This window comes from Pontibacter ruber (assembly GCF_023630205.1).
Taxonomy (GTDB): domain Bacteria; phylum Bacteroidota; class Bacteroidia; order Cytophagales; family Hymenobacteraceae; genus Pontibacter; species Pontibacter ruber.
On sequence record NZ_JALPRR010000002.1, the window covers coordinates 814,512 to 832,688 of the forward strand.

Consider the following 18,177-nt stretch of genomic DNA (forward strand, 5'->3'; position numbering starts at 1 on the left):
GGCAAGGCAAAGCCACAGTGCCCTTTTCATTTATACCTATACTTACTTCAGTTCGTCCTGAAGTTGTGCTACCACCTTCTCCATCACATCGCTTACCAACCGTACCGATGAGCTGACCTGCGGCAGGTCTTCCTGCGCTTTGGCAGCTACCTCGACATAACGGATCACCTCTTTAAGTTTTTCGATCCGCATCGTATCGATTGTAGATTTCAGCTTGTGTGCTACGGCACTCACTCCCACCCAGTCTGAAGCCTGTTCTTTCAATATCAGGTCTTTAACAGTAACAGGTACTGTATCAACGAAGAGCTGCTTTGAGCGTTTTAAAAATGCCTCATTTCCCCGTGACATTTTATAGAGCAGGGAAAGGTCATAAAGTGGCTGTTCTTTCTCAACCAAACCAGTTGTGGCTTGTAACGCTTTATTACCTGAGGCAATTTTATGCGGGAGCAATGCTTCTATTTTACGGAAAAGCTTTTCTTCGTCAAATGGCTTCGAAATATAGTCGTTCATACCTGCACTAAGGTATTTTTCAGCGTCGCCTTTCAGGGCATTGGCTGTTAAGGCAATAATAGGTATGGAGGCTTTTGTTCTGTCTGCATGGCTTCGGATCATATGCGTGGCGTCTATTCCGCTGAGTTCCGGCATTTGTATGTCCATCAGCACGATATCATAGTTGTTCTTGTCGAACAACTTGACAGCCTCTTTGCCATCCAGTGCCACATCCACTTTCAGCCCCCAGCCTTCAAGTATGGATTGTGCCAAGAACACGTTAACCTCGTTGTCTTCTGCCAGCAGCACCTGCACGTTACCCAGGCTCTGGTAGTTTATTTTTTCTTTTGGCGCCTCAGCAGGTACAACTACCGTTGATTTAGAATAGGTAAGTACAAATTTGAACACACTTCCTTTGTTCTCCTGGCTTTCTACCCAAATGCGTCCGCCCTGTTTTTCTACCAGGCTCTTGCATATACTTAGCCCCAGACCGGTGCCGCCGTATTTGCGCGTTGTGCTGGAGTATGCCTGCGTGAAACCTTCGAAGATGATTTCTTTTTTATCGGCGGGTATGCCAATGCCTGTGTCAGCCACGGCAAACTCGATGGTAACGTTCTCTTCATTTTCGCCCAGTACCCGCGTACTTAAACTAACGCTTCCTTCTTCCGTGAATTTGATGGCATTGTTGAGCAGGTTGAGCAATATCTGGTTCAGGCGGTAAGGATCGCCGATCATATAAGGCTGGGGCAAACCCGGCACGTTGATGCGGTAAGCGATTTCCTTTTCTTCTGCTTTATACTTGAGCGTCTGGAAAGTGGTCCGGACGGTGTCGCAGATATTAAAAGGGATGGACTCCAGTTCCAGTTTGCCGGCTTCAATTTTAGCAATATCCAGGATGTCATTGATCACGACCAGCAGGTTGTCTGCTGACTGGCGGATGATGTTCAGAAGATTCTGCTGTGAGTCGTCCAGCTTTGTTTTACCAAGCAGGCCAGCCATGCCCAGAATGCCGTTCATTGGGGTCCGGATCTCGTGGCTCATGTTAGCCAGGAAATGTTCCTTTACCCGGGCGGATTCTTCTGCCGCTTCCTTCGCTTTTTTCAGTTCGCGCTCGGTAAGCATTCGATCTGTGATATCCTGCGCAATGCCGATGATGTAAGGCGCAGCACCTGTTTCTTCTACTTTATAGTTTCGGTAATACAGGTAGCGCTCTTCCTGGTCTTTATTGAGGATACAAAGTATACCATCCAACACATTCTTATACTCAAACTGCTGCAGGTATAGCGGGAAATTTTCACGGTGTGCAACCGGGAAAAAGTCTTTCAGCTCACGTCCGATCATTTCCTGCTCCTGATAACCCAGCCTGTTGAGCAAGTATGGGTTTACTGAAAGCAGACGCCCCTGCATGTCGTGCGTTACGATATACGCTTGGCTGTAATTGATCAGGTCGCGGTATTTCTTTTCGCTGTTCTTCAGGGCTTCATCAGCCTTACGCCGTTCCGTAATGTCGCGGGAAGCAGACTGGAGTTTCACCACTTTTTCGTTCTCATCCAGAATGGGCTTCATACTTGTTTCTACCCAAATCACGGTTCCATCCTTCCGAATCACCCGGTGCTCCAGCGTGGCATTTACTTTATTGTTAAGTGCCAGGTTGAAAGCTTTTTCGCGCAGCATTTCCAGGTCATCCGGGTAAATGACTGCGGAAGGGAAGGTGCCGATCAATTCTTCCGGATGGTAGCCCAGCAGATCATAAGCGGCTTTGGATACATAATTGTACACGCCATCCACTTCGTGCAGGCTTATCAGATCCTTGGAGTTTTCAGAAAGCAGGCGGTGCAGCTCCTCACTCTTCTCGAGTAAATTGCTGGCCTCGCGCTGCTGCGTGATGTCGGTAGAGATGCCGAGCACGTGTACTTGCCCGTCGCTGGTGACAAGTGGCTTCTTAATCGTATTAAACCAAATAACTTCACCGTTAGGCTTTGTGAAATGCTCCTGTAATTTAATTTCCCGGCCTTCTGCTATAACACTCTGATCAACGGTCCGGTACATGGCTGCTTCCTCTTTGTTCTGGTGGAGGACGCTAATGTTTTCGTTGATGATCTTGGATAAGGGCTTTCCGTAAATCTTTTCAAACTCCTGATTTACAAGCACGAAGTTGCCATCGCCGTCTTTTACATAAATCAGGCTTGGGCTGGTATCGATGACGAGTTTAATGAACTCGTTTTTCTCTTTTACCTCCTGGGCTGCCTTGCGCTCTTCCGTCGTGTCTCTGACGATGGCAAGTACATTCTCCGTGTTATACTTTATAATGCGGCCTTCGTAATGCCGGACGCCGTCCGGGAAGGGCAGTTCATACTCGACACGCTCAAGACTGCCTTTATCAAGTACCTGGTTAATCAGCTTGTGCAAAGTATGGCTGACTGGCTCCGGGAGCAATCCGATGATATTCTTGCCAATGGCTTCTTCTTTCGGAACGAGCAGGTGCTGCTGGTCCACATTGGTCATATCCAGGCAAATACCATCCCGGTCGATGATGAAGATTAGGTCGGGTATGGCGGCGAGTATAGCCCGGTTCCTTGCCTCGCTTTGGATGATCTCTTCCTGCGCATTGCGCAGATCCGTGATGTTGAGGCCGTGCCCGATGATGAGTTTGACGTTTCCTTGTTCATCCAGCACAGGATTTAACCTCCGGAGGTGGTGCGAGGGATTGCCATCTCGGTCTACAAGGGTTTCTTCGAAGGCAACTTTCCTTTTTTCATCTAAAACCCTTCGGAGCTGATCGCCTCTGCTTTTTATGCGCTCCAGGGGCACATTGCGGTAAGCGCAATACTCTTCGTTTGTTTTACCCACGATCCACTGGCGCAATTCAGGATCCGATACGGCAGCAGGGTTCACAAACAGGTAATGCAGGTCGCTGTTATAAACCGCCACATCCGAAGGAATGTGGTTTAAGATGTCTTCGTAAAATGTTTTCTGGCGGGCGAGCTCCTGGGTTTTCTGTCGCAGCAGGGTTACGTCCTCTGCCGAGCCGATCACCTGCAAGGTTTGCCCGTTCTTCTTTCGCTTGAAGATCGTTTCGCGGCAGTGGATGGTTTTTATACTTCCGTCTTTGGCCGTTACATCGTATTCCACTGAAACAATCTCACCGTCTTTAGCAGACAACATGCGATACACATGGTTGTAAAGTTTAGGCAGATCTTCGGGTACGACCAGCGTCAGGAAAAAATGACCTTCCATGGCTTCCAGATCGCTGGCGTTGTAGCCGAGCGCCGTCTGGATGTGTTGGTTTAAGTAAATACTCTTATCTTGTTCCAGGTCATAGATGTATACAATGTCCGGAACAGTATGCGTAATGTTTTTAACGAAGTTTTGGCTCTCCAGCAGCGCCTGCTCAGCCGCCTTACGTTCTGTAATATCGGTCAGGTAAATATTAACGTAGCCTTTGTTGGGCAAAGGTACCACGAAGAGCAGGTAGTATTTAGATAGGATATAGGCTTCATGGTACTCGGGCGTGGTTCTGGAGCCAAGATGGTGGAGCTTTCTTTGCAGCAGGCGCTGAAGTATGGCAATACGTTCCTGCGGCAGCGTGTTAAGCAGCTGTTTGCCTGATGCGTTTGCTAAAAGAACTTCTCCTTTATAGTTAACCCGCATCAGTGGGTTTGGGTACTCTTCCACAAACTCTGCCTGTGTTGCCTGCTTTTTAGCGATCCGATCCTCACCCGGCAAGGAATGCAGAAGCAGTTGCTCCGCTCCGGAAGCTACAACAGAATGGAGGTGTGCCTTTAGTTTATCTATTTCACTGCTCTGCAGGGCAGCAACTCTTTCCGCCTCTTTACGCGCCCTCCGCTCCAACTCAAGTTCCTGGCGAAGCAGGTCTACCTCGTTTACAATCTCCTCCATACCTGGCTTTTTATAACCTGCACAAGTTACATCATTTGCAGATTATTGTATTTATACTTGCTTACAAACAGGTGAAAATGCTGCTTAGTTCTTTTACAATTGGTTTAATCTTCTAAAGCTAAGCAGCGGGGCATTGGCCAACCGATACAAAACAGTACCGCCGCTGTTGTGGCAGCGGCGGTGCGGAAAGGTTTTATTTGATGTACAGCTCCTTGCTCTGGATCATGCGGTAGATGGTGGACTTGCCGATGTCCAGTTTATCGGCCACCAGCAGCACGTTGTGGTCGTACTTGTTCAAAAAGCGCTGGATGATCTCGGTGGTATATTCTTTCAGCGAGCGTTCCTGCGCAAGAAAGTCTTTCTCGGTATGGTTTGCGTTGAAGTTCAGGTCATATTCCTGTATCACGTCTTCGTCGGCAAGTACCACGGCAAGCTCAACCAAAGCCCGTAGCTCGCGCACATTGCCCGGGAAAGAGTAGGAGAGCAGCTTTTCCTGGGCACCGGCTGAGAGTGTTCTGCGCCCCAGGCCGTTCTCTTTGGCAAAATTGTCGATGAAGTGCTTGGCAAGCACCAGAATATCGCTTCCTCTGTCTCGGAGCGGCGGCAGGTTAATGGGCAGGCCGAGCAGGCGATAGTATAAATCTTCCCGGAAGTTGCCCTTCTTTACCTCATCTGCCAGGTTCTTATGCGTGGCCACGATGATGCGCACATCAACCGGCACGACAGAGTTGCCGCCTACACGGCTGATCTCTTTCTCCTGCAACACGCGCAGGAGCTTGGCCTGCAGCGTAATATCCAGTTCGCCTATCTCATCCAGGAAAATGGTGCCTTTGTTGGCTTCTTCAAATTTCCCAAGGCGACGGGCTACTGCGCCTGTAAAAGCACCTTTCTCATGGCCGAAGAGCTCACTCTCGATAAGTTCTTTGGGTATGGCAGCTACGTTTACAGCGATGTAGGGGTGTTTTTTTCGAGGACCGTTATAGTGTATGGCCTTGGCTACGAGCTCTTTGCCGGTTCCGGTTTCGCCGGTTATAGATACGGTGATGTTGGTTTTAGCAGCTTTGTCCATCATCGTGAACACGCGCCGGATCGGTTCGCTGTTGCCGATGATAACTTTGCTGAAATCATACTTCTGACCGATCTCTTCCTTCAGTTGTTTGATCTCTTCCCGGAGCGAAACATTCTCCCTTACCTTGTTGATCGTGTTCCAGAGGCGCTCAGGCGTGTCTTCGTCTTTCACAATGTAATCGTAAGCGCCTTTTTTGAGCAGGTCGACGGCAGTTGCCACATCTTCCTGACCGGAGATAATGATTACCTGCGTATCAGGGTTCTGTTCCTTTATTTTCTGGAGTACTTCTGCGCCACTTTTATCAGGAAGCGAATAATCAAGCGTTACCACATTGGGGCGCTCGTACATGGAAGAGAGGCAGTCTTTGGCCGAATGGAATTTCTTGAGTTCGTAGTCAGGGTTAAGCGAGAGATGATATTCCAGTAATTCGCTGTACCAAACATCATCATCAAGTATAAAAATTTTAAAAGGGGTGTTATTCATGAATGTTTTCAAGTAGACTCAGTACGGATTCTTCAAAGATAGTACATATTGTGCTGACTTGAAAAAAAATATAACTAACAGAGGAACCCTGAAGTTGAGGGGATATAATGAACTCGTTAGGTTGCTGTTATAAGAATATACTTGAAGAAAATGATTAACACCTAAAACGAGTAATACAGGCAGAATTCCAGCTTCGCCAGGTATAGCGGCATTACTTTTTAACAATGCTTTTTCCGGCACGAAAAGCCCTTTGTAGAGCACGTTCCAAAGTATAAAAGTATAGATGAAGCAGACTTGCAGGTATAGTTGACATGCTATTTTGGGGTAGCAGGAGCTGCGGCAAGTATGTAAATTATAAAGCCTTCAGACTAAAGAGGGTAATCACTTTTGCCTGAAGGCTTTATAGTAAAAAAGCATAACTTACTTTTACGTGTTAATGGCCTGGTACTTGGCTCGCATAAACATAAACACACCGTAGCAGATCAGGCCAAGTGCAACTGCCCCAAGCAGGAAAGAGCCATAGGAAGAATCTTCCAGAAATTTGAAGGCGCTGCTGCTTCCGCCTGCCTCCTGCGGATTAGACGCTAGGGCTGCTTTCAGAAACAAATAACCGATGATGATCCATACAATGCCACGGGCAATATACCCTATTTTACCTGCCCGGATCATCATGCCTTCTATGTCGTGGTTCAGACCGGCATGCTGCACCTGCTTTTTATACTTGTCTGATACTCCTCTGTAGATCTGATAAAGGCCTACCAGCATGGTGCTGATGGCAACAATACCTACCAGCCACTGCCCGAACGGCTGCTGCAGCAGCTCTGAAGCCAGCGTCTGGCGGGAATCGCCGCCGCCACTGCCGCCGCCGTTACTTAGTACCATTTTGCCTGCCAGTACCGCAAGAGCGCCATATACCAGCCCGCTGAAAGCATAGCCAATTCGCCGGCCGATGCCTTTTGCACCCGAGCCTTTGTCTTCTGTGTCGTAACCAGCCTCTATAAAACGCCAGATGCTGTAGCAAAGTAACCCCAGGGCTACTATGCCCAGCAGCACCCTGCCAAATGGCTGGTCCAGTATAAACTGGAAAACCCCTGTTTTGCCGGCTTCCTGCTCTGAAGAGCCGCTCAGTTCGAAAGCAGCCATAAAGGCCAGTATGCCAACCAGGCAGTAAACGATTCCTTTTGCTACCAGCCCGAATCTGGCAAAATTTTCTACCCATCTGGGTGGCGGTGCGGGTACGTGCGATGAGATGTCCATGATATTCAAGATCTAGTTTTCTCCCATACACGCAGAATTATATAGGATGGTTCTGATACTTAAGGCTTATCCTTGTGCTGAATTGAAAATATCCGATTGCATAATTTTTTAGTACTGCTTTATCGTAAGATAACTATACTTTACATTTGGGAGTAGATAACACATAGTCTTACTCTAGTAAATTGTATTTGTAACTCTAGCAACTATGAAACAAGCGTTTTACCCTAACTTCCTTTTATTTATACTTACAAGTGTGCTGTTCTCGTCCTGCGTGAGCTCGTCCGCAGTTCTTAAATCCAACGCCATTTCTGCACCCGGAACAAACGTGCGCAGCTATCAAACCTTTGGCTGGTACCAGGAAAAACCACAGGCACCGCAAGCATTTGACAAAGGCTTCAATCCCAATACAGACAAGTACATCAGGCAGGCAGTAGAGGAGGACCTGGAACGAAAAGGCCTGCGCAAAGTAACGGAGAACCCGGACGTACTGCTTGCTTACGATATCAGCGTTTCAGTGCCGGCAGAAAAAGACAGACCAGAGCTTTATACCGATGGGTTTGGATATAGTTATGCGCATATGGCCGGCTACCGTTACCGCTACGGCGATGGCGGACTTGCCTCTTACCGACCGGTGGACCTGTTTAAGCAGGGAACCCTGATCATTGACATGATAGACCCTAAATCGAACGAACTGGTATGGCGCGGCTGGAGAGAGGGGATCTTCACCAATTTCAACGCCGGCTATAAAAAAGTATCTTCTTACGTGCAGGATATTCTGGAGAAGTATCCGAGCCACCATGCGTTGAGCAAGTAACAAGTATAGCAGGAGAAAGGCCGCATGCTAGTCGGGGCGGATAAAATTGTTAAAGCGCATGACGTCGTGCGGTTTACCTACCACGTAAACAATATCGCCCTGCTTTAATTCCGTCCTGGCATTTATATCTAATATGGTCTGATCTTCTCTTTTGATGGCTACTATCGTGATGTTGAATCGGTTACGTATGTCCGATTTAAGTAAGGATATATCTGTTATACTATCGTCGCTGGTGTAGATACGCAAGCTGGCTATCTCGATATCCGGTAGTTCCAGGCCGAAGTTCCTGAGGGCTCCTTTTCTTCCATCCATGCTGCGGAGCATGTCGTAGTTATCTGCCCGGATGCTGTTGGTGAATTCTTCAATTTCATCGCGTGGCATCAGGTACCGCGAAAGCACCCGTGTGAAAATTTCGATGGATGTTTCAAACTCTTCCGGTATTACTTCGTCTGCTCCAAGTTTGTAGTTTTCCTCCATCTCCTGCAAAAAACGGGTCCGGACGATGATGTGTACTTTGTCGGAAATCTGGCGAATGGTGGAAATGATGATTTTGGTGGCCTCCGGGTCGGAAATGGCAATTACCACCACGCGTGCCTTATGTATGTTAACATGCGATAGTATAGTGCCATGTACGGCGTCGCCGTAATAGATTGGCTCGCCTTTCTGACGCTCTGTTTTAACTGTAACGGCATTCAGCTCAACGATCACATACGGAATGTTCGCGTGCCTTGCTGCTTTTGCCACGTTATGACCGTTTATACCAAAGCCGATGATCACGATGTGATCACTCAGATCGTGCAGTTCCTCATGTTGGGTTTGTTTTTCCTCGGCTACAGGTCGTTGGTTTTGGTCCGGTGCCAACCTTAAACTGATGCTTGAAGCTATCTTATGCGCATTGTCTATAATAAAAGGGGTTATTGCCATGGTAAGCAGTGATACCGACAGGAAGTACTGGTATACTTCGTTTGTTAGTAAACCATGGGAAAGGCCGGATTTGGAAAGGATAAAGGCAAACTCACCTACCTGAAATATTGAAAAACCAACCAGCAGCGACGTACGCAACGGGTACTGAAGTACCTTTGCCGCAGTAGTAGCTACAATGCCTTTTAAAAGGAAGGTAGCAGCCGTTAAGAGCAAAACAATGGGCAGGTGCTGCACCATAAAGCTAAAATCGAGCAGCATGCCAATGGAGACAAAGAAAAAGCTGGTGAAAATCTCGCGGAAAGGCAGAATGTTGCTGGTCGCCTGGTGGCTGTATTCCGATTCTGAAATGATCAAACCTGCCATAAAGGCACCCAGCGCCAACGATAAACCAAGGCTGGAGGTGAGCCAAGCCACAGCAAAGCAGATCACAACAATGCATAAAATGAAAAGCTCTTTGCTTTTGGTGCGGGCTACCGCATACAATAATCTCGGTACCAGGTAGCGGGCGCTGATAAGAACGAAAACAATAACAAAGGCCCCCTTCAGAACCATCATCAGCAAAGAAGTAAAAAGGTTTTCAGTACCACCTGCCATAAGCGGCGTTACCAGCATCATGGGCACTACGATGATGTCCTGGAAAATAAGTATGGCCAGCACGATTCTGCCATGCGGGCTGTTGATTTCCCCTTTGTCCTGCAAAAGCTTGAGTACAATGGCCGTACTGCTCAGCGAGAAAAGAAAACCCATGAAAAAGGCGTCACCTGCTCTGAACCCGAAAAGCATCAGTATGGCACCGACAAAAAGAATGGTAGCTGCTACCTGTGTTGCGCCACCCACCAGTACCGTGTTTTTGATCATGGACAGGCTTCGCAGCGAGAACTCCATACCTATAATAAAGAGCAGAAGTATGACACCGATCTCAGCCAGTATCTCAATGTTGTGGACATCTGTTACCAGACTGAAACCGTGTGGTCCGGCAATAACGCCTGTGGCCAGAAAGCCAAGTATGGTAGGCAATCGGAACCGCAGGAAAAGCAGGATAACGATCACTGCCAGCCCAAGAATGATTACTACATCATATAATAAAGGTATCTCCATGCGCTCGAAAAGAAAGTGCAGCCTTATTTTACCGTATTCGTGGTTTGAATTGCAGAAGTTCTATAGCAAAGGTATAGGATGAGCTTCTATCACTATAGAGTTATACTTCTTTTCGGCGAGAGGCGTCCCTTTGTCTAAGTATAAATTGAGCCCAATCGTGCTGCTATATATAAGGTTTATCTTTTCCCTTCCCATTCAGCAAAGAACTGATCCAGGAATTGCTCCATGTATTGATGCCTTTCCTGAGCAATGGCTTTTGCCGAATCCGTGTGCAGCCGGTCTTTTAGGAGCAGCAGTTTTTCATAAAAGTGGTTGATGGTCGGTGCTGTACTTGACTTATACGCTTCGAAAGAATCATGAAGCACAGGGGCAACCGCAGGGTTATAAAGCTCGCGCCCTTTATGTCCGCCGTAGGCAAATGTACGGGCAATGCCAATCGCTCCGATAGCATCCAGCCGGTCTGCGTCCTGCACAATACGCCCTTCTATCGTTGGCATGGCAGAAGAAGTGCCCGCGCCTTTAAAAGACAAGTCTTTGATGATGGCGCAGATATGGTTGATGACTTGCTCTTCAACTTGAAGTGAGTTTAGCCACTCTTCCGCCATTTTGGGACCTATGGTCTCATCGCCATTATGAAACTTATGATCACCTATATCATGCAGCAGTGCCGTTAGTTCTACAACGAAGAGGTCAGCTTGCTCTGTAGCGGCTATGTGCTTAGCATTGTTCCAGACGCGGTAAATATGCCACCAGTCGTGGCCGGAGCCTTCGCCGCTTAATAAACCTTGTACATGCTGGGCTGTGACGGCTATTATTTCTTCTTTACTCATAGCAGGTGCGGAATACATTTACAGCCACAAAGCTGAATATTATTAGCATAACCCGCAAATACAGGAATTACTAAATCGATAAGTATAAAGTAACCTTGGGAAATACTTTAATAAACAGAGATGCTGTAAAGATCTTCTATTGATTTGCCTATCAGCGTTTGTGGTTCCAGCTTTACCTTCGATAAAAACTCATCTTGCAGCATATTTGCCCATGTTTGCAGGTATAACACTACATCATCCCGTATGTTATGTCTTAAGTTACGCTCCTCTATTGGCAGCCTGGCAAGTACAAGAGGATGGGAGAGGCGCTCCAGGTGTGTCAGTTCGTCTCTGGTAAAACCAAAATCCAGCATCTGGTCAATGATCTGGTCGAGCGGTAATCCGCTTTGAGGGCAGTAATCGCGCAGTTGTTCTCGCCAGTCACCGTAGCGCCACATGGCTGCACCGTGTATTTCACCTTTGCTATGCTGCGTGATGGTTTGGGCCAGGTGCCCGCAGTTGCAGCTTCCCATATGCCCCCACTGATAAGTATCGCCTTTAGCTAAACGCAAGGCTGTCTGGCGCAACGCCTCGATCAATTCTACTGAAATCCTGGCCATAGCTGTAATAGATTTAATAATTGGGAAGATGATGGTATAAGCAGCAACTCTTTCTATCAATCCTACTCTTTTTGCAATTACCCTGTTGTGTACCTTTGTGTTTATACTATAAGCGTTCTAAATGCATTTATGTTTTACGTAGCTGCTAAATTTGCTTTCTCTTAAGTGGGTCTGTACAACCTAAACCTTAGAATTTTATTATAAATCAATATCATGCCTTTCAGATTTAATCATTCTTTACTTATCATATTACTGTTTAAGCTATTTCTGGCTACGCCAGCTGCAAAGGCCCAGATCCTGAATATAGAGCGGGCGAGGGTAGAGCGGGATGATACAATCAACTATTTTACAGGAAAGGGTGGATTAAATTTTTCGATGTTCAACCGCAATGCTGGTAAGAATAACCCGAACAACTTTCTACAGCTAACCTTAACAGGCGATGTGGCCTTTATAACCGCAAAGCATAGTTACCTGCTGCTTAATTACTACAACTACCTGCTCATTAATTACGACAACAGGGAGCAACGTAATACAATCGCCAGCAATGGTTATTCCCACCTCAGGGTAAATTTTTATCGTAAGCGGAAGCTTTCTTATGAACTGTTCACCCAATTTCAGGCTGACCTGGCGCGGGGACTGGAACGGCGTGTACTAACCGGAGGTGGTTTACGTTATGCTCTTTTACGCCGAGAGAAGGCAACCATTTTTGCCGGAACAGGTTTAATGCACGAGCATGAGAGATGGAACGATCCGGAGCAGGAGGGGGCAAAGCGCGTTTCTGACCTCCCAAAATCGACTAACTACCTTAGCCTGAAAGCAAAACTTACAGAGCAGGTAGAGACAAACAGCATAGCCTATTACCAGACAGGCTATGACAAAAGTATAGATCGTTTCCGTAACCGGGTAAGTGGCGATGTGGGATTAAATGTAAAATTAAGCGACCATGTCTCTCTTCGTACAAACTTCAGCTGCACCTATGAGGATAGACCAATTATACCAATTACCCGGTTTATTTACGCTATTACTAATGGAATTCAGGTTGGATTGTAAAGATCATGTACTATTTTTTTAATGTAAAAGCAGTGCATCCGCAATATTTTTCATAATTTCACCATTTGAATCATAGTTTCGGCCACTGTTTTAGAAGTAGCTAAACTTAAAGTAAGTGTAGAAAAAACACCTGAAATGCGTAACACCCTTATTGTTGTATGGATACTACTTGGCGCCACCCTGCTTGGTTCCTGTGTACCCCAAAAGAAACTGATTCTGCTCCAGGACAAAGCCGATGTTGAAGACCAGGGCAAAGCGGATGAACTGCTGAAGACATTTGCGCTGAAACAGCCGGTTTATACTTTGAAACCTGGTGATGTTTTATCGCTAAGGGTGTTAAGTACGACTCCCACAGAATACAACTTTTTAAGTACTCCTGCAGCAGTAACAGGTACAGAAGATCCGGTTTTGAGCGGTTATACGTTGGATGCGGAGGGTAATATGCTATTGCCAGTGGTTGGCAAGATAACTCTGGCAGGCTTAACAATGCCGGAAGCGCGTACGAAAGTAACAGAGGCTCTACGTCCTTTCCTTTCAGACCCAACGGTGAACTTAAGGCTGCTCACGTTTCGTTATAGCGTTTTAGGAGAGGTTTCGGATCAAGGCCAATTTACCACCTACCAGGATAACATTAACTTGATGGAAGCGCTTGCTAATGCCGGTGGCTTTGCACCCTATGCAAACAGAGGTAAAGTGAAACTTATACGGTCCGAGGCTGGTCAGGCAAAACTTTATACCTTCAGCTTACTGGAGAATGAGACGATCGCAAAAAATAATTTCTTTTTGCAGCCTAATGATGTAATTGTAGTAGACCCTCTTCCGGCAAAGAATATAAGAGAAAACTTATTAACAAACGTTACCTTTACGCTTTCATTAGTTAGTTCATTAAGTCTTTTAATCTGGAGGTTTACACAGTGATTAATTTTTTACTTTACTGACCTTAATCGAAGAAATTTAAGCATTTACTCAATATAAATTGGAAGCAAATAGATTACAAACACAGGAAAGCGGGTTAGATATTAACAAGTTGCTGTCAAAAATTCTACAGCATAGGTACCTTATTTTATTCTCTGTATTCATAGCTCTCCTGTTAGCCTATCTGATAAACAGATATACTGTTCCCCTTTACGAGGTGAGGTCTTCTGTCATGATTATTAAACCTGTGGAACAGGGAGCATCTGCAGCTGCTCTGCTCTATGGTGCAGAAGTGTTTCAGGGCACACGGGATCTAACTAATGAGTCAGTCCTTTTGAAGACAAAAGCGCTCGTAAAAGAGACACTAAAGAAGCTTGATTTTAATTTATCTTATTATCAGCAGGGAAATGTCAAGCTGACAGAGGCTTATAAGTCGGCAATACCATTCTCTGTTACTATTGATACAGTATCTTCTAAATTGCCTTATGGTGTTTTATTTCAGGTGTTACCTCAGGAAAATCAAACCTACCAATTAATTTCAGACAATCCTGGCTGGAAGAACAAACTGAGTGGTAAAGTATTTAAATCTGGCCAAAGCTATATAATTGATGGCTTTCAATTTCTAATTAATTTAAAAAGCGAAAATAGCGGAGAAACTCCAAATGAATTGCTATTTAAAATCAATGATTTAGATCAGTTAGCAAAGCAGTATGCATCCAGATTAGATGTTTCACCCATGCCAGGTGGCGCCTCTGCTCTTGTGCTTAAGGTTTCTGGCCCAACGCCTGCAAAAGACATTGATTTTCTGAATGCGCATATGCAAACGTATCGTCAGAATAATCTTTTAATTAAAAATACCAATGCCTCCAATACTTTAAATTTTATTGACGACCAATTACAGCAAATAAGTGATTCTCTCTATTTTATTGAAAATAGACTAGAGATTTTTAAAAAAGGAAATTCAAGGCTTAGCATCAGTGATCAAGGTGGTAGTATCGCTCTAGGTATTCAAGATTTGGAAAGTCAGAAAGCTATTTTATTGGTAAATGATAAATATTTTAAATACCTCAGATCCTACTTGCACAGTGAAGCTGGGAAAGAGAATATAGCTGTTCCTGCAACACTTGGTATACAGGATCCTATTTTAAATCAATTGGTTGGTAATCTTGTACAGTTACAGAATGAGGTTGATGCATTAAGTAAAGCTGAAATTCGATCTAATCCGATAATACTAAATGAATTGAAGGTTAAAAGCCAACAGCTTAAGGACTTAAGAATAAATATCTTGGAAAACCTTCGCACCATTGAAGATGCCAATATGATCGCGATGAATGAGCTTAACAGGCGAATAAATCAGGCATCAGGCCAATTACAGCAATTACCAACGGCAGAGCGGAAGTTGATTAATATCCAGAGGTTGTATAATCTAAGCGAAAACCTTTATGTATTCCTGATGGAAAAGCGTGCGGAGGCGGGCATTGCCAAAGCTGCTAATACTTCTGATGTGACTATTTTAAAGGAGGCTGAAAGAGGGGCTATGATTGCTCCGACAAGTACTAAAAATTATATCACTGCACTTTTACTAGGTTTAGCAATACCAATAGGGCTTATTTTTTTGAAAGATTTTCTGAATACGAAAGTTAGCTCTATTGAAGACATTGAAAAGTACACCACACTTCCTTTGTTAGGTATGGTGGGGCACAATAAAAAAGAAAATGTAAATCTTATTAACCAAAGCCCGAGGTCTGCTCTATCTGAAGCGTTCCGAACCGTCAGATCAAACCTCCGCTTCATGCTGAACAGGCAAGAGAGTGAAGGGAAAATCATCGTTATTACTTCTTCAATAAGCGGTGAGGGCAAAACCTTTTCAGCTAAAAACCTTGCCTATATACTCTCTATTTCAGGTGAGCGAACTATCCTGATCAATGCTGATATGCGTAAGCCTAACAATAACACTGATTATGGTGTTAGTAGTAGCGTAGGCTTGAGTAACTACTTGGCAGGGTTCGCAACTATGGATGATGTTATTCACCATTCTATCCAGGAAGGGCTGTACATTTTGCCTTCAGGCGATATTCCACCCAATCCTTCAGAATTACTTTTGAATCAACGGATGAATGAACTTGTGTCTGAACTTAAACACCAGTTTGATTATATAGTGATCGATACTCCGCCAGTTGGTATACTTTCTGATGGATTAGAACTAATGCAAATTGCTGATGCCAGCATATATATGGTGAGGCAAAACTATAGCCATAAGGCATTCCTAAATACAATCCAGCATCATTATGAAACAGGAAAAGTAAAGAATATTGCTGTACTGTTCAATGATGTTGATTACAAGAAGTTAAATTATGGTTATGGCTACGGCTACGGGTATGGTTATGGTTACTATGCAGAGGATACGGAAACAAAGGCATGGTGGAAAAAGTTTGTGTAATTCAGTAAAGTTGAAGCAACTGCTCTGCAGTAAAGCCGTATGTAGTTTCCAATATATAACTACTTAGTGCATGCAATCCCTTTTTATTATTAATCTTGTTTGATGGAAACAACATCATCTGTTTATATTGCCGGCCATAGAGGAATGGTCGGCTCAGCTATTCTTAGGAATCTTCAGAGTTCAGGGTTCACTAATATTATTACCAAAACATCTTCAGAACTAGATCTTAGAAATCAGCAGGCTGTTTTTGATTTTTTTGAGGAGCAAAAACTTGAATATGTATTTCTTGCTGCTGCTAAAGTAGGTGGTATATTAGCTAACAATACCTACAGGGCAGAGTTTATCTATGATAATCTCATGATGGAAGCTAATGTAATCCATGCAGCTTATCAAGCGGGAGTTAAGAAACTATTATTTTTAGGCTCTTCCTGTATCTACCCCAAATTAGCTGCTCAGCCACTAAAAGAAGAGTATTTGCTAACAGGTTTGCTGGAGCCAACAAACGAGCCTTATGCTATTGCCAAAATTGCTGGCATAAAATTATGTGAGGCTTACAGAGACCAGTATGGCTGTGACTTTATCAGTGTAATGCCTACTAACCTGTATGGTTACAATGATAATTACGACTTAAATAATTCTCATGTACTACCTGCCTTGATACGTAAATTTCATGAAGCAAAAGACAACGGATATTCTACTGTTAACGTATGGGGCACAGGAAGCCCGCGACGTGAGTTTCTATTTGCAGATGATCTCGCTGAAGCTTGTGTGTATCTGATGCATAATTATAGTGGACGAGAACTTGTCAATATTGGTACAGGGGAAGACATCACCATCAAAGAACTGGCTCTGTTGATTAAAGAAGTTGTTGGTTTTGAAGGAGAACTCGTGTTTGATGCCTCAAAGCCAGACGGTACGCCACGTAAATTGATGGATGTAACTAAACTTCATAGCCTCGGCTTTAAACATAACATTGAATTACGTGAAGGTATTACACTTGCTTACCAAGACTTTAAGGAGAAATACGTAAAAAAACAAGTATCATAAATTATACTCCCCGCCTTAGACAAGGAGGGGCTAGGGGTAGTTGGAAGTTTTACCCCCTCCTTTTTAATAATCAAATATCATAATATTACCTATAACATGAAAACAGCCCTTATAACTGGCGTTACCGGACAGGACGGAGCATATTTAGCTGAACTACTTCTTAGCAAAGGATATAAAGTACATGGATTAAAGCGTCGTAGTTCTTTATTTAACACAGACCGTATTGATCATCTTTACCAAGACCCGCACGAGAAGAATATCAATTTCAAACTTCACTACGGCGACTTAACAGACTCCACTAACCTGATCCGCATCATCCAGGAAACACAGCCAGATGAGATCTATAACTTGGCTGCTATGAGTCATGTGAAGGTAAGTTTTGATACACCGGAATATACAGCCAATGCAGATGGAATAGGCACTCTTCGTATTTTGGAGGCAATCAGGATTTTAGGTTTAACAGAGAAAACCAGAGTATATCAAGCCTCTACCTCAGAACTTTACGGTTTGGTGCAAGCTGTACCGCAGTCAGAAACAACTCCATTCTACCCACGTTCTCCTTACGCGGTAGCTAAACTTTATGGTTATTGGATTACTGTCAATTATCGTGAAGCGTATGGTATGTATGCATGCAATGGTATTTTGTTTAATCATGAATCGCCATTACGTGGTGAAACTTTTGTTACCCGTAAAATCACCCGGGCGGCTTCCAGAATTGCATTAGGCCTGCAGGAAAAACTTTATTTAGGTAACCTGGATGCTAAACGAGATTGGGGCCATGCTAAAGATTATGTAGAAGCCATGTGGCTGATACTTCAGCAAGATAAGCCTGAAGATTTTGTAATCGCTACAGGAGTTACGACTACAGTTCGTGATTTTGTAAAAATGTCTTTTGCTGAGGTAGGAATCCAAATCGAATTCAAAGGCGAAGGCGTTGACGAAAGAGGATATATTGCAGCATGCAAAAATCCTGAATACCAGGTTGAAATAGGCCGGGAAATTGTATGTGTTGATCCAAATTATTTCAGACCTACGGAAGTAGATCTGCTAATTGGTGATCCTACAAAGTCAAAAACTAAACTAGGGTGGGAACCAAAATATGATTTAGCAGCTTTGATTAAAGACATGATGCAGTCTGATATTGAGCTATTTAAAAGAGATACTTACCTGATGGAAGGTGGGCATCGCATTCTTAATTACCACGAATAAACGCTATAGTAGAGAGTACAACTTAAATTTAAGTATATTTGCATTGCTTCTTA

The 18,177-nt window shown here is 44.5% G+C and carries 12 protein-coding genes; 6 read left to right on the forward strand and 6 right to left on the reverse strand.

Going from position 1 to position 18,177, the window contains the following annotated elements; all coding sequences use genetic code 11:
• Positions 1 to 42: 42 nt before the first annotated feature.
• From MJ611_RS10320 to MJ611_RS10330, 3 genes are all read right to left on the reverse strand, one after another.
• Positions 43 to 4,389 (reverse strand): PAS domain-containing hybrid sensor histidine kinase/response regulator, encoded by a 4,347-nt coding sequence (locus MJ611_RS10320; RefSeq protein WP_250429690.1) that lies wholly within the window; start codon positions 4,387 to 4,389, stop codon positions 43 to 45.
• Positions 4,390 to 4,582: 193 nt separating this feature from the next.
• Entirely contained in the window at positions 4,583 to 5,941 is a 1,359-nt protein-coding gene (locus MJ611_RS10325) for a sigma-54-dependent transcriptional regulator (protein ID WP_250429691.1), read from the reverse strand.
• Positions 5,942 to 6,367: 426 nt separating this feature from the next.
• Positions 6,368 to 7,198 carry a DUF1206 domain-containing protein gene (locus MJ611_RS10330; RefSeq protein WP_250429692.1) on the reverse strand — a complete coding sequence of 277 codons (831 nt, stop codon included), beginning with the start codon at positions 7,196 to 7,198 and terminating at the stop codon, positions 6,368 to 6,370.
• Positions 7,199 to 7,403: 205 nt separating this feature from the next.
• Between MJ611_RS10330 and MJ611_RS10335 the strand changes: the two genes are divergently transcribed.
• Entirely contained in the window at positions 7,404 to 8,012 is a 609-nt protein-coding gene (locus MJ611_RS10335) for a DUF4136 domain-containing protein (RefSeq protein WP_250429693.1), read from the forward strand.
• A gap of 27 nt (positions 8,013 to 8,039) precedes the next feature.
• Here the strand turns inward: MJ611_RS10335 and MJ611_RS10340 are convergent, their stop codons facing one another.
• The 3 genes from MJ611_RS10340 to MJ611_RS10350 all read right to left on the reverse strand — a co-directional run bounded on the left by MJ611_RS10340 (position 8,040) and on the right by MJ611_RS10350 (position 11,463).
• Positions 8,040 to 10,034, reverse strand: coding sequence for a cation:proton antiporter domain-containing protein (locus MJ611_RS10340; RefSeq protein ID WP_250429694.1), 1,995 nt, complete (start codon positions 10,032 to 10,034; stop codon positions 8,040 to 8,042).
• Between the two features lie 176 nt (positions 10,035 to 10,210).
• Positions 10,211 to 10,864, reverse strand: coding sequence for an HD domain-containing protein (locus MJ611_RS10345; RefSeq protein WP_250429695.1), 654 nt, complete (start codon positions 10,862 to 10,864; stop codon positions 10,211 to 10,213).
• 107 nt (positions 10,865 to 10,971) lie between these two features.
• Positions 10,972 to 11,463, reverse strand: a complete 492-nt coding sequence (locus MJ611_RS10350; RefSeq protein WP_250429696.1) for a hypothetical protein — start codon at positions 11,461 to 11,463, stop codon at positions 10,972 to 10,974.
• Positions 11,464 to 11,676: 213 nt separating this feature from the next.
• Between MJ611_RS10350 and MJ611_RS10355 the strand changes: the two genes are divergently transcribed.
• The 5 genes from MJ611_RS10355 to gmd all read left to right on the forward strand — a co-directional run bounded on the left by MJ611_RS10355 (position 11,677) and on the right by gmd (position 18,124).
• Complete coding sequence (locus tag MJ611_RS10355; RefSeq protein WP_250429697.1) at positions 11,677 to 12,513, forward strand: DUF481 domain-containing protein; 837 nt, start codon at positions 11,677 to 11,679, stop codon at positions 12,511 to 12,513.
• Between the two features lie 135 nt (positions 12,514 to 12,648).
• Positions 12,649 to 13,431 (forward strand): polysaccharide biosynthesis/export family protein, encoded by a 783-nt coding sequence (locus MJ611_RS10360; RefSeq protein WP_250429698.1) that lies wholly within the window; start codon positions 12,649 to 12,651, stop codon positions 13,429 to 13,431.
• Positions 13,432 to 13,675: 244 nt separating this feature from the next.
• Positions 13,676 to 15,868: a polysaccharide biosynthesis tyrosine autokinase gene (locus MJ611_RS20625; protein ID WP_250429699.1), complete on the forward strand. Its 2,193-nt coding sequence runs from the start codon at positions 13,676 to 13,678 to the stop codon at positions 15,866 to 15,868.
• Between the two features lie 102 nt (positions 15,869 to 15,970).
• The gene (fcl, locus tag MJ611_RS10370) at positions 15,971 to 16,915 is read left to right on the forward strand and encodes a GDP-L-fucose synthase (RefSeq protein WP_250429700.1); all 945 of its coding nucleotides are present in this window, start codon (positions 15,971 to 15,973) and stop codon (positions 16,913 to 16,915) included.
• Positions 16,916 to 17,011: 96 nt separating this feature from the next.
• The gene (gene gmd / locus MJ611_RS10375; RefSeq protein ID WP_250429701.1) at positions 17,012 to 18,124 is read left to right on the forward strand and encodes a GDP-mannose 4,6-dehydratase; all 1,113 of its coding nucleotides are present in this window, start codon (positions 17,012 to 17,014) and stop codon (positions 18,122 to 18,124) included.
• Positions 18,125 to 18,177: the final 53 nt, after the last annotated feature.